The sequence below is a fragment of the Corynebacterium sp. H130 genome, assembly GCF_037572395.1.
Lineage (GTDB): Bacteria > Actinomycetota > Actinomycetes > Mycobacteriales > Mycobacteriaceae > Corynebacterium.
On record NZ_JBBHLA010000002.1, the window covers coordinates 251825 to 263173 of the forward strand.

Annotated in this window: 15 protein-coding genes; 1 reads left to right on the forward strand and 14 read right to left on the reverse strand. The window is 56.3% G+C overall.

The annotated features are described in order from the left end of the window. Positions 1 to 131: 131 nt before the first annotated feature. The 13 genes from WG939_RS04760 to rpsH form a co-directional block, all read right to left on the reverse strand. Positions 132 to 842 carry a L,D-transpeptidase gene (locus WG939_RS04760; RefSeq protein WP_339983220.1) on the reverse strand — a complete coding sequence of 237 codons (711 nt, stop codon included), beginning with the start codon at positions 840 to 842 and terminating at the stop codon, positions 132 to 134. 63 nt (positions 843 to 905) lie between these two features. Then, positions 906 to 1451, reverse strand: coding sequence for a L,D-transpeptidase (locus WG939_RS04765; protein WP_339983222.1), 546 nt, complete (start codon positions 1449 to 1451; stop codon positions 906 to 908). Positions 1452 to 1494: 43 nt separating this feature from the next. After that, complete coding sequence (gene map, locus WG939_RS04770; protein ID WP_339983224.1) at positions 1495 to 2289, reverse strand: type I methionyl aminopeptidase; 795 nt, start codon at positions 2287 to 2289, stop codon at positions 1495 to 1497. Between the two features lie 66 nt (positions 2290 to 2355). After that, positions 2356 to 2901, reverse strand: coding sequence for an adenylate kinase (locus WG939_RS04775; RefSeq protein ID WP_339983226.1), 546 nt, complete (start codon positions 2899 to 2901; stop codon positions 2356 to 2358). Beyond that, positions 2898 to 4220, reverse strand: coding sequence for a preprotein translocase subunit SecY (gene secY, locus WG939_RS04780; protein ID WP_339983228.1), 1323 nt, complete (start codon positions 4218 to 4220; stop codon positions 2898 to 2900). Before secY ends, WG939_RS04775 begins: the two co-directional genes overlap by 4 nt. A 188-nt stretch (positions 4221 to 4408) precedes the next feature. Then, on the reverse strand, positions 4409 to 4993 hold the full coding sequence (locus tag WG939_RS04785; RefSeq protein WP_339983230.1) for a DUF2202 domain-containing protein: 585 nt from the start codon (positions 4991 to 4993) through the stop codon (positions 4409 to 4411). A 78-nt stretch (positions 4994 to 5071) separates the two neighbouring features. Then, positions 5072 to 5752, reverse strand: a complete 681-nt coding sequence (locus tag WG939_RS04790; RefSeq protein WP_339983232.1) for a DUF2786 domain-containing protein — start codon at positions 5750 to 5752, stop codon at positions 5072 to 5074. 193 nt (positions 5753 to 5945) lie between these two features. Then, the gene (gene rplO, locus WG939_RS04795; protein WP_339983234.1) at positions 5946 to 6392 is read right to left on the reverse strand and encodes a 50S ribosomal protein L15; all 447 of its coding nucleotides are present in this window, start codon (positions 6390 to 6392) and stop codon (positions 5946 to 5948) included. 7 nt (positions 6393 to 6399) lie between these two features. Beyond that, the gene (gene rpmD, locus WG939_RS04800) at positions 6400 to 6585 is read right to left on the reverse strand and encodes a 50S ribosomal protein L30 (protein ID WP_339983236.1); all 186 of its coding nucleotides are present in this window, start codon (positions 6583 to 6585) and stop codon (positions 6400 to 6402) included. Between the two features lie 3 nt (positions 6586 to 6588). Continuing rightward, the gene (rpsE, locus tag WG939_RS04805) at positions 6589 to 7227 is read right to left on the reverse strand and encodes a 30S ribosomal protein S5 (protein ID WP_339983238.1); all 639 of its coding nucleotides are present in this window, start codon (positions 7225 to 7227) and stop codon (positions 6589 to 6591) included. Between the two features lie 40 nt (positions 7228 to 7267). Further along, positions 7268 to 7672 carry a 50S ribosomal protein L18 gene (rplR, locus tag WG939_RS04810; RefSeq protein WP_339983240.1) on the reverse strand — a complete coding sequence of 135 codons (405 nt, stop codon included), beginning with the start codon at positions 7670 to 7672 and terminating at the stop codon, positions 7268 to 7270. Next, complete coding sequence (gene rplF / locus WG939_RS04815; RefSeq protein WP_339983242.1) at positions 7672 to 8208, reverse strand: 50S ribosomal protein L6; 537 nt, start codon at positions 8206 to 8208, stop codon at positions 7672 to 7674. The genes rplR and rplF overlap by 1 nt, the downstream gene beginning before the upstream one ends. Before the next feature lie 14 nt (positions 8209 to 8222). Beyond that, positions 8223 to 8621 (reverse strand): 30S ribosomal protein S8, encoded by a 399-nt coding sequence (rpsH, locus tag WG939_RS04820; RefSeq protein WP_339983244.1) that lies wholly within the window; start codon positions 8619 to 8621, stop codon positions 8223 to 8225. Positions 8622 to 8951: 330 nt separating this feature from the next. Here rpsH and WG939_RS04825 point away from each other — a divergent pair, with 330 nt between their 5' ends. Next, positions 8952 to 9818 carry a hypothetical protein gene (locus tag WG939_RS04825; RefSeq protein ID WP_339983246.1) on the forward strand — a complete coding sequence of 289 codons (867 nt, stop codon included), beginning with the start codon at positions 8952 to 8954 and terminating at the stop codon, positions 9816 to 9818. A gap of 519 nt (positions 9819 to 10337) precedes the next feature. Here WG939_RS04825 and WG939_RS04830 read toward each other — a convergent pair. Next, the gene (locus WG939_RS04830) at positions 10338 to 11255 is read right to left on the reverse strand and encodes a hypothetical protein (protein WP_339983248.1); all 918 of its coding nucleotides are present in this window, start codon (positions 11253 to 11255) and stop codon (positions 10338 to 10340) included. Positions 11256 to 11349 lie beyond the last annotated feature (94 nt).

Consider the following 11349-nt stretch of genomic DNA (forward strand, 5'->3'; position numbering starts at 1 on the left):
TGCGTGTTGTGCATCGGCGGGTGCACGCACGTGTACGCACACCAACGGATAAGACTACCGGCTAGTGCACAGAAAAAGCAAGACCGCCCCCTACCACAGGGAGCGGTCTTAAGTGCTTTAGCGACACGTTTCTAGTAAACGTAAACCATTTCGCCGAGCTGCAGGTCGTTGAAGAACGCAGCGGAGTCATCGTACTGCAGGTGGACGCAGCCATGAGACAGCCAGTCAATGCGTCCAGCGTGGAATGCGATGCCGTTATTGGTGAAGTACACAGAGTTCGGCATTGGCGCATTGTTGAACTCGTAAGAGATCTCGTCCTTGACCTTGCGGGTGACGTAGAACGTACCGCTCGGGGTCTCCCAGCCTGGGGCGCCGTGGGATACAGGTACAGGGCCGTAGGTGATCTCGCCACCGTGCTGTAGCCATGCGCGGTTGCCTGCCTTGTCGAGGCAAGCGCGAGCCTGAGGCGGGCAGGAGCCACGATCGATTTCAGGAGCTGGTGTCGGCGCAGGTGCTGGCTCTGGAGCTGGTGCCGGCGCAGGCGCTGGCGCAGGCAGCTTGGACTCAAGCAGGCCTGGGAAGTGGAATCGCAGATTGTCATCGGCTGCCTTGCGCAGCGCGTCGCGCTGCGCTGGTGGCAGACCAGCAGTGGAATTGTAGACAGCGTTGCGTGCGTTCCATGCGGCCTCTGCGGCGAAGTCGCTAGAACCAGCCTGGAATTCGGAGGATCCGTTGGTAGCCGCAAGCGCTGGCTGGCTCATGACTGCAACTGCGGCAACGGCAGCAGAAGCAGCGATCGAGGCGCGACGCTTAAAGGCGGATGGCTTACGGTGCTTACTCATGGTTCAGCAGTATAAGGCATTTCCCACATTTACAGCTACTTTTGAGGAAAAGTAGCTGTACTTTTAAGTAAAAATCACTACGTTGTCGAGCACTTTCAGGGTATTGAAGTAGTGCTCTGCGTCTTGAGGGCTTAGGTGCACGCACCCATGCGACATTTCAGCCAAATCGCCTTCGTGGAAGGCAATTCCCTTCGGGCTAAAGTAGGTCGACCACGGCATTGGTTCGAGACCAAATTCGTAGGACACCTCATCTTTGACGTGCCTCATTACGTGGAATTCACCGGGGGGAGTTTCCCACCCCGGTTGCCCGGTATTGATGGAGACGGGGCCATAGTCCACTACCCCGTCTTTTTGCAGCCATGATTTCTTCGCGCTGATGTCAACGCATGCCCTCGCTGTTGGTGGGCACTTGTGATACTCCGGCTCCGGGGTCGCCTGTGTAGTAGGTGGCGGAGCAACGCTCGTGACTGCATCTTCCGCAACCGTAACGATTTGTGCTGGTTCTGGCTCCGGGGAATTCATGCCAAAAAGACTGGTAAGCAGGATAGATCCCGCGGTGAGGTAGCCAGCTACCATCACTGCCCCGTTGCCAGAATTCGTTTTCGCCACGAATGCGGATTATATGCAACTGTTCTAAAAATAGCCAGGGAGTTTACTTGCGAGGCGTCAAGATTCGTGGACCACCAGCGGTAGCGGCCACAGTGTGCTCCCAGTGCGCAGCAAAGGAACCATCAAGAGTCACGACAGTCCAGTCATCTTCCAGCACTGCAGAATCTTCGGTACCCAGCGTCAGCATTGGCTCAATCGCCAAAACAGAGCCTTCCTGGATGATCGGTCCGCGACCTGGCTTGCCCTCGTTAGCCAGGTAAGGGTCCTCGTGCATGCTACGGCCGATGCCGTGCCCGCCATAGCCGTCGACAATGCCGAGGTGCACGTCGAAAAGCTGCTCGGCTTTCCGCGTCGCCACCTCGAGCGCGTGGGAGACGTCGGTGAGACGGTTGCCTGGTTGCATGGCTTTCAGGCCCTCCATGAGCACCCATTCGGTGGCTCGGTTGAGCTTGTCGACGTCCTCGTCAAGCTCACCAATGCCGAAGGACCAAGCCGAGTCACCGACCCAGCCGTCAAACGTGGCGCCACAGTCGATGGAGACGAGGTCGCCTTCTTGGAGAACTGTTTCCTTGTTTGGGATCCCGTGGACGATCACGTCATTGACGGACGCGCAAATGGAGCCCGGGAAACCGTTGTAGCCAAGGAAGGTTGGGATGGCGCCCGCTTCTCGAATCGTCTGCTCAGCGATGGCATCCAATTCGAGTGTGCTCATGCCCGGCTTCGCAGCCGCCTTTACGGCTTGGAGCGTGCGGCCCACAATTTCACCGGCAGCTTGCATGGCGTCCAGCTCGCCTGGGGTCTTGGCGGCGATGACTTTGTTCTTTTTGCGAAATCCCATTGTTCCTCTTAAAAGTGCAAAACCGGCTGCGAGGTATCGTCAGCCGGTTCTTGGTGCGGAAAAGTTTTACTTTCCGAGTGCTTCCATCGTGCGGGCGTTGATGTCCTCAACAGAGCCCTCTGCCTCGATGGTGATGATCTGGTCGCCGTAGTGGTCGATCAGTGGTGCAGTCTCGTCGCGGTAGACGCCAAGGCGGGTGCGGATGGTTTCCTCGTTGTCGTCTGCACGGCCGCGGGCCAGCATGCGCTCAACAACGACGTCCTCGGATACCTTGAAGTTGACGACGCCGTCGAGCTTGTCGCCGGTCTTGGCAAGAAGCTCTTCCAGGATGTCGGCCTGCTCCACGGTGCGTGGGAAGCCATCGAGGAGGAAGCCATCCTTGGCATCGTCCTGGCTCAAACGGTCTTCAACCATGCGTGCGGTGACGTCGGTTGGAACGAGCTTGCCGGCATCGATGTAAGACTTTGCCTCTACACCGAGTGGAGTGCCCTGGCCAATGTTGGCACGGAACAGGTCGCCGGTGGAGATGTGTGGGATACCCAGCTTCTCGGAGAGAATTGCGGCTTGGGTGCCCTTGCCTGCGCCCGGAGGGCCGAGGAGTACGAGTCTCATTTAAGGAATCCTTCGTAGTTGCTTTGGAGGAGCTGGCTTTCGATCTGCTTCACCGTGGTCAGTGCAACAGACACGAGAATCAGGATGGCAGTGCCACCGAATGGCGTTGCATTTGCAGCGCCGGAGCTCACGCCAAGATCCATCATGATGTTTGGAAGAACCGCGATGATACCCAGGTACAGGGAACCAACGAACAGAAGGCGGTTCATCACATATCCAAGGTACTCGGCGGTCGGACGACCCGGACGAATACCCGGAATAAAGCCACCGTACTTCTTCATATTGTCCGCTTGCTCGTTCGGATCGTACTGAACCGAAACGTAGAAGTAGGAGAAGAAGATGATGAGCGCGAAGTAGCCAACGATGTACTGCCAGGAGGATGGTGCCTGCAGGTACTGAATAACGTTGCGCTGCCACCAGTTGTCCGGAACCGTTGGAGAGCTGGAGTTGATGATCTGCGTAATCAGCACTGGAACGTACATCAGGGAGGACGCGAAGATCACCGGGATAACGCCGGCCTGGTTGACCTTCAGTGGCAGGTAGGTGGAAGTACCGCCGTACTGACGGCGACCAACCATACGCTTTGCGTACTGCACCGGGATACGGCGCTGGCCCTGCTCAATGAAGATGACGCCCACGACCAGGATCACAACTGCAACCAAGACGAGGGAGAAGGTCATCACGCCGGAGGAGCGGTAGATGTTCATTCCGTCTGCTGGGAGGCGGGTCGCAATGCCAGCAAAGATCAGTAGGGACATGCCGTTGCCGATGCCACGGTCCGTCATAAGCTCGCCGATCCACATGACCAGCACAGCGCCTGCGGTCATGGTGACAACGAGGATGATCAGATCGAAGATGTTGCGGTCAGCCTTCAGCACCTCAACACCTTGGCCGAGCAGCTGCTGGCGGTCAGCCAAGGCCACAATGCCGGAAGACTGCAGCAGTGCCAAACCAACCGTGAGGTAACGCGTGTACTGCGTCATCTTGGTCTGGCCGGACTGGCCTTCCTTCTTCAGCTCCTCAAAGTGTGGAATCACAACAGTGAGCAACTGCACGATAATCGACGCCGTAATGTACGGCATGATGCCGATGGCGAAGATCGACAGCTGCAAGAGCGCGCCACCGGAGAACAGGTTGATGAGCGAGTAGACACTGCCCTGATCCTGGGTCAGCTGACGCAGACGTCCGGCGATTGATGAGTAATCCACACCCGGCGATGGAATCTGTGCACCGATGCGGTACAGGATAATCATTGCAAGAGTGAAGAGGATCTTCTTACGAAGATCGACGTCCTTAAACGCTGAGATAAGGGCGGACACATATCCTCCTGGCACCCTCCCCGCTTCTAAAGGAAGCAGTGGCAGGGCGCGGTAATCTAAAGTTCGTGGGTTCGCGCGCGTGTTACACACGATAGAGATACAACACGGCAACTTTACCAGGTAATGCCAAGTTAAGAAATTCCTGGGGAAGATTACTTGCCCTGCCAGTCAACTCGACGGTTTGCCCGTCATCCGTTGACACAATTGGAACGCTCCATACGCCCCTTTCGCTCTCCTTTCCCTTGCTTCATCTTCTTGCCTGGCCGGTCACCCTGCTTTCCTTCAAAAGCGGCAAGGTGACGCTCCGAGCCCGCGATGAGCTTGTCGCACGCCCCGATGAGCTGTGGATCATCGGTTTCGCCCTTAACCTTTTGCAGATCTGCAATATCGCGGCGTTCCAGCTCTGCACCTACTTCAAAGGCCGCTTGCTGAGATTCACCGCCTCGCGCAAGCCAGTCCGCGTAGAGCTTGTTCAGTTCCTCAAACTCATACTCACCGGGCGTTTGACCATCGGGTCGGGCGACTCCGATCCGATCTAGCTGCGCCCCCATGATGTTTTGGTGGCGAGTTTCCGCCCGCGCGATGTTGGAGAACTTCTGTGGCCCCCACATGTCGGCGAGCGCCACATATAGATCATGAGCCATTCGCTCTTCTTCATACATTATCCGAAGGTTTTCACCTTCCGTGGCGATGTCGGCGTTAGCAGGAACCACACCGAGTGTCATCGCCAGCACCCCGGCAATAACCGAGGCCGTTGCTTTTCGACGCAACATTGTCTTTCCTCCTTTTCCTCTCCTACCTCCCATTATCCGCTCACTTATACATTTATCAAAGGGACGTTGGACGCAGTGCTAGAACAGTGCTTTCCGGCTACGGAGTCGCGATTGACCAATGTCCACCCCATGCGCGGCAGACTCTCCTGCTGCTACCGCTTCTGGATCAATTCCATAGGAACTTCGCTTCCGCTGTGCTCTCATGTTGTTGCGCTGTTCGTATTCTTCACGGGCAGAGTGTGCGTGGGATAGGTCGTCGACAAGCGCCACTGCATACTCTTGGGCAATGTTCTGCTCCGCCGTCGCTAACCGCTGTGCGACTCCCCAGGCGAAGCCCATCATGAAGGAGCGACGGGCGGTGACCACGCTAAATTGTCGATTCACGTTGCGGGCGGCGCTGAGCATGGAGAGATTGAGTAATTGGAAGAGGAACTCGACCCGCTCAAGGTGATGTGGCAGGCCAAATACCATCATTTCCGACACCTTGGTACTGCGAGACCGGCCGATGGCAATGGTGACGCAACTTAGTGCACTCGCGATATTGGCTAGTAGATAGGCCTGCATATCGGAGTAGTGACCGGTGAACTCAATTCGGAGTTCGTGGCAGGAGTCGTCACAGGGGATATCACGCATTGTCATGCCATATCGCGCCATGAGGTCAAAGGCCTTTGCCTGAAAGGCGTCCCCTTCGGGAGTACCGACTTGATCTTCGGCTTGAACTAGAAGTTTTCGGATTCGCTGTTTGATGCTTTCACTCATGATTTGGTCCTTTCGCTTGGGATATGCCAAGAGAAGAACACACACGCAATTGTTTCGAAAGCACTTTTCTGCGCTGCTTGTGGACAACTGGAGTTATCCACAGTTTTAGGTCGCTGCTGTGTCCGCAGGGTTGACAGCATGCGAAAAGCCCGCCCCTTGTTTAAAGGGACGGGCTTTTAATGCGAGTTAAGTCTTAGGCCTCGGTGACTGAGCCGCCAGCGGCTTCGATCTTTTCCTTGGCAGACTTGGAGAACTTGGTTGCGGTGACGTTGAGCTTAACGCCCAGGTCGCCGTTGCCCAGGATCTTCACTGGCTGGTTCTTGCGAGCCAGGCCAGCTGCGACGATGTCAGCAATTGCGACTTCGCCGCCCTTAGGGAAGGCCTTCTCCAGATCCGCAACGTTAACCACCTGGAAAACGACGCGGTTAGGGTTCTTGAAGCCCTTCAGCTTTGGCAGACGCATCTGCAGTGGCATCTGGCCACCTTCGAATGCAGCAGAGACCTGCTTGCGAGCCTTGGTACCCTTGGTACCGCGACCTGCAGTCTTACCCTTGGACGCTTCACCGCGGCCAACGCGGGTCTTAGCCTTGTTTGAGCCCGGTGCTGGGCGCAAATCGTGGAGCTTAATTGGTTCGCTCATTGTTTACCTACTCCCCCGATACTTCTTCGACGACGACCAAGTGACGAACCACGTTGATCAGACCGCGAACCTGAGGATTGTCAGGGCGTACGACGGACTGGTGGATCTTACGAAGGCCGAGGGTCTGCATCGAGTCCTTCTGGTTCTGCTTGGCACCAACGATGCCCTTAACCTGAGTGATCTTAAGCGCCATGGTTTAAGCCTCCTGTGCTGCGCGAGCGCGCAGGATACGGGCTGGGGTGACCTCTTCGAGGGTCTTGCCACGACGGGCAGCGACCTCTTCAGGGCGAACCAGCTGCTTGAGCGCGTCAACGGTTGCGTGCACAACGTTGATGGCGTTGTCAGAGCCGAGAGACTTGGACAGAACGTCCTGAACGCCTGCACATTCCAGAACTGGACGTGCAGCGCCACCAGCGATAACACCGGTACCAGGAGCTGCTGGGCGAAGCATCACGATGCCTGCTGCAGCCTCACCCTGAACTGGGTGGGTGATGGTGCCGGCAACCATTGGTACGCGGAAGAAGTTCTTGCGAGCCTCTTCTGCACCCTTCTGGATTGCTGCTGGAACTTCCTTAGCCTTGCCGTAGCCAACGCCGACCATGCCCTGGCCGTCGCCAACGATGACGAGAGCGGTGAAGCTGAAGCGACGACCACCCTTAACGACCTTGGACACGCGGTTGATGGTTACAACGCGCTCGATGTACTGAGAACGCTCGTCCTGCTGCTGGTTGCGGCGATCGTCACGATCACGGCCGCGACCGCGGCGCTCGTTGCGCTCGTTGTTGTTGTTTTCGTCGGCGGAGCGTCCGCCGTTACGCCGTTCACGTCCCGGCATTACGCGATCCTTCCGTTGATGTTCATGGTTGCGGTGATCATTAGAACTTCAGACCACCTTCACGTGCGGCGTCAGCCAGAGCGGCGACGCGACCGTGGTACTGGTAGCCACCGCGGTCGAAGACCACAGCCTCGATACCAGCAGCCTTAGCGCGCTCAGCGATGAGCTTGCCAACCTCGGCGCCACGAGCCTTCTTGTCGCCCTCGAATGCGCGGATTGCATCTTCCATGGTGGAAGCGGCAGCCAGGGTACGACCAGCGAGGTCGTCGATGATCTGCACGTGCATGTGGCGAGAAGTGCGGTGAACGACGAGACGTGGCATTTCTGCGGTGCCACGCAGGTTCTTGCGGATGCGGAAGTGACGGCGGGCACGAGCCTGACGACGACGCGTGGAGATGTCCTTGCCAATTGGCAGGCGCTTGTTTGCAGTGCTTTCGTTGCTCATTACTTACCCGTCTTTCCGACCTTGCGGCGGACCTGCTCACCCTCGTAGCGGATGCCCTTACCCTTGTATGGGTCATCCTTACGCAAACGACGGATGATTGCAGCGATCTGTCCGACCTTCTGCTTGTCAATACCCTCGATCGAGAGCTTCGTGTTGCCATCAACAGCGAACTTGATGCCTTCAGGAGCTTCGATCAGAACTGGGTGGGAGTAGCCCAGGGAGAACTCGAGGTCCTTGCCCTTGAGCTGTACACGGTAACCAACACCGAAGATTTCCATCTTGATGGTGTAGCCCTTGGTAACGCCCTCTACCAGGTTGTTCACCAGGGAGCGGGAGAGACCGTGCAGAGCGCGGTTCTTGCGGTTGTCGTCCGGACGGGAGACAACGATCTGGCCATCTTCAACAGCAACGGTGATCGGTGCTGGAACGTCGACGGACAGGGTGCCCTTAGGGCCCTTTACCTCAACGTTCTGGCCGTTGATCTTGGTCTCAACGCCAGAAGGAATAGCGATAGGGTTCTTACCAATACGCGACATGTGTCAATCCTCCCTTACCAGACGTAGGCGAGAACTTCTCCGCCTACACCCTTCTCGGTAGCCTGACGGTCGGTCAGGAGACCCTGAGACGTGGAGATGATAGCCACGCCCAGGCCGCCCAGAACCTCTGGCAGGTTGTTTGCCTTGGCGTAAACGCGCAGGCCCGGCTTGGACACGCGACGAACACCAGAGATGGAACGCTCACGGGAAGGACCGTACTTCAGGTCCAGCTTGAGGGTCTTGCCAACCTTCTCCTCGGAGACGGCGTAGTTGGCGATGTAGCCTTCCTGCTTGAGGATTTCGGCAATGTTTACCTTCAACTTAGAAGAAGGCATAGACACGGAGTCGTGGTACGCATGGTTAGCGTTGCGCACGCGCGACAGCATGTCTGCAATAGGGTCAGTCATGGTCATAGGTGACCTAGAACCTTTCTCGTTGCGGTTCCCTTACCCACCCGGCGTTATCAGCATTTCTACCGGCCACTGCCGCTCACCTCACTCAATAGTTAGGGAGCTCGCTGCCTTAAAAATATGCTGGACGCATTGGGCGGGGGGCCTACAACAAAGTAGGGAAAATGTACAAGGTGGCACTCGAAGATTCAAGTCCAGCCAGCAACACTACCGCATCCACCGCCCGAAACAAAATAGCTGCGCACGCTTATCGACGGCCGCTTCGCCGAGCACATTTGCAGCCTTGCGGAGTAGCATGAAAAGCACAGCTCACCTTGGGAAAAGAAGCGCGCCATGGCTTTTTATATTTTCGTCGCAGCAGCCAACTTTCTCCTCCTCGTTTGTATCGGATTCATGTTTTACGCATCCGCAACGGGACGGGATGCGTGGGAGTCGGCCGTCGAAAAGGCGCGCGTTGCTGGTTTTCCCGCTGTGGAGCCGCCGGAGCTCGGGTTCTTGGCCGGTGGTTTCGACAACTATGTGTGGGCTCAGTTTGTGCAATTGCGCGACGCCGGGGCGCTCACTGTGCAAACAGATGGCATGTTTGCAGTCCATCGAGGTGGTGAGGTTTTGGGTAGGAGTCAGGCCGAGCTGCTCAACATTGTCGAGCGGGGTGCGAGCATTGACTCTGTATATTTCAGTCGCAACTGTCCTCTGCTTCAAGAAACCGCGGATGTTTTGGAGGCCAAGGGCCTGTGGCAGAAATCTGCCGACCCGAGTCCAGCTACTAAAGGATTGCGCGGCCTCGCATTTGCTGCTGTCGGCGTCGGTTTCGCATCCCTATTCACCTCAGTAATTGGTGATGCAGTGGTCGTCGCGGACTGGCTCTTGGATGGAAAAGCAGGCGAACTAACAGTTGTGGGCCGTGTTCTGGCGTTCGCCGCCCTATTCGGATATCTCTTTGCCGGACCCTCCCGACAAACCAAGCGATGGGTATTTGGAAAGGTGCACAATCACGCCTTCGCGGTCGCCGGCACCACTTCCCCACTGGCACTCGCCCTGGTAGACCAGCTTCGCGAGGTTCCCCAGTTCGAGCCGGCGGTCAATGCTGCACTGTATGGCGGCGAATACGTACTGAAAGTGGACCCGGCGTTTGGGGCAACCGCGTTGGCATGGATCCAGAAGCTTTACGAGGTCGAAGATTTGCGAGGTCCTTCGTAGATTTTCGGGAAGGACCGGGGGAACTTGCCCCACTCGTAAGATTTCCCCGAGGTAGCAGATCAACTTGCAGGGAAAACCTTTGGGAAACCCGGGGAAATCTTCACCCGTCCTCAACTTCCTCCGGGCCCCAGCCAAGACCACTAGCCTAATCACTACCGATGAACCCCCAGGAAGACCATCACCCGGGCTAGCCGGAGGAATTTTGGAGCCATAGACAAATTCCTCCCGGATAGCAGATTTGCTTGCAGGGAAAACCTTTGGGAAACCCGGGGAAATCTTCACCCGTCCTCAACTTCCTCCGGGCCCAGCCAGGACCACTAGCCTAATCACCACCGATGAACCCCCAGGAAGACCATCGCCCGGGCTAGCCGGAGGAATTTTGGCGCCATAGACAAATTCCTCCCGGATAGCAGATTTGCTTGCAGGGAAAACCTTTGGGAAACCCGGGGAAATCTTCACCCGTCCTCAACTTCCTCCGGGCTCCAGCCAAAAACCACTAGGCCCGACCACTCATGAGGATCAGTATTCCTTGCCACGATGCGAATCTAGGCCCTCAATCCTCCCTATTTGAGAACCGTTCCAATGGAATACGAGCTGGCTCATTCCTTGCCTGTTAACTATGACCTCGAAATTCTCAGTCACGGACATGTTGTTTCCGACTAAGAAATTTCTGATTCCCTCCAGCTTCATTAGGGCGTGTGGGGTGTCGCAGGCAGAATTTGGAAGACATCGAAACGAGATCTGGCTAATTTTCGAGCCTGCGTATTTCACACTGTATAGTTCCGCAACCTCCAAGTGCTTTGATAGCAATCGGTCTGCTCTCCAGTGGCCCTTCAGTTCTTCGAGGGTGGGTGCAAACAAATTGCGGTCTCGAATCTTGACACTGAAATTCTGTCCTGAGCTCGCCCCGGCCCGGCGAGGATAACCAGCAGCCAGTCCGGCAAGGGCCTGGCTGTCGAAGATTGTCAGATTTTCAATGCCTGCCCGAAGCGTAAGGTACACATTCGATCCATCGACGTGGAGCCGTTCGAGTTCTGGCGACAGTGCAGCTACAGTCCGCTGCGCGCTCTTTTCATAGTCACCAGCCACTCCAGAAAGCTCCAGCTCCGTGCCTTCAACTTCTGCTTTTATGAAGGCCTCCAGATCAGTAACCTTCCGCCTTTGAACAATTTGCTTGGCTTCCGACATCAAGGAAAGAGCTCTTACAAACTGTTCTGGACTCATTTCATCTGCCTCGATGCTGGCAGTGATGTAGTCGTGGTTCCGGTATGACTTTGGATTTCGAAACTCTACGTTCTGGAGTTCTGAGTACTGTCCTGCCCATTGCTCCAGTTCCGCAATGAGCGCGTTGACCCGTTTGTTGCTTGGCCCGAATCCGCAGGACACCACACTGAAAACCATGCAAAGTGCAATGAGCAGCCCAGCAATCTTTTTCATGCTTCCTATTAGAAGCTGTTCACGAGAAAGGCACAACAAGAAAACAGTTCAGTCACACCCCTTCTAGCAGGAATTTATTTCGATTAACTTCGAC

Bases quoted from the DNA above. Each gene is read 5' to 3' on its own strand.
- WG939_RS04760 (WP_339983220.1), bottom strand. From the start codon at position 842: ATGAGTAAGCACCGTAAGCCATCCGCCTTTAAGCGTCGCGCCTCGATC.
- map (WP_339983224.1), bottom strand. From the start codon at position 2,289: ATGGGATTTCGCAAAAAGAACAAAGTCATCGCCGCCAAGACCCCAGGC.
- WG939_RS04775 (WP_339983226.1), bottom strand. From the start codon at position 2,901: ATGAGACTCGTACTCCTCGGCCCTCCGGGCGCAGGCAAGGGCACCCAA.
- WG939_RS04785 (WP_339983230.1), bottom strand. From the start codon at position 4,993: ATGTTGCGTCGAAAAGCAACGGCCTCGGTTATTGCCGGGGTGCTGGCG.
- WG939_RS04790 (WP_339983232.1), bottom strand. From the start codon at position 5,752: ATGAGTGAAAGCATCAAACAGCGAATCCGAAAACTTCTAGTTCAAGCC.
- rplO (WP_339983234.1), bottom strand. From the start codon at position 6,392: ATGAGCGAACCAATTAAGCTCCACGATTTGCGCCCAGCACCGGGCTCA.
- rpmD (WP_339983236.1), bottom strand. From the start codon at position 6,585: ATGGCGCTTAAGATCACTCAGGTTAAGGGCATCGTTGGTGCCAAGCAG.
- rpsE (WP_339983238.1), bottom strand. From the start codon at position 7,227: ATGCCGGGACGTGAACGGCGTAACGGCGGACGCTCCGCCGACGAAAAC.
- rplR (WP_339983240.1), bottom strand. From the start codon at position 7,672: ATGAGCAACGAAAGCACTGCAAACAAGCGCCTGCCAATTGGCAAGGAC.
- rplF (WP_339983242.1), bottom strand. From the start codon at position 8,208: ATGTCGCGTATTGGTAAGAACCCTATCGCTATTCCTTCTGGCGTTGAG.
- rpsH (WP_339983244.1), bottom strand. From the start codon at position 8,621: ATGACCATGACTGACCCTATTGCAGACATGCTGTCGCGCGTGCGCAAC.
- WG939_RS04825 (WP_339983246.1), top strand. From the start codon at position 8,952: ATGGCTTTTTATATTTTCGTCGCAGCAGCCAACTTTCTCCTCCTCGTT.
- WG939_RS04830 (WP_339983248.1), bottom strand. From the start codon at position 11,255: ATGAAAAAGATTGCTGGGCTGCTCATTGCACTTTGCATGGTTTTCAGT.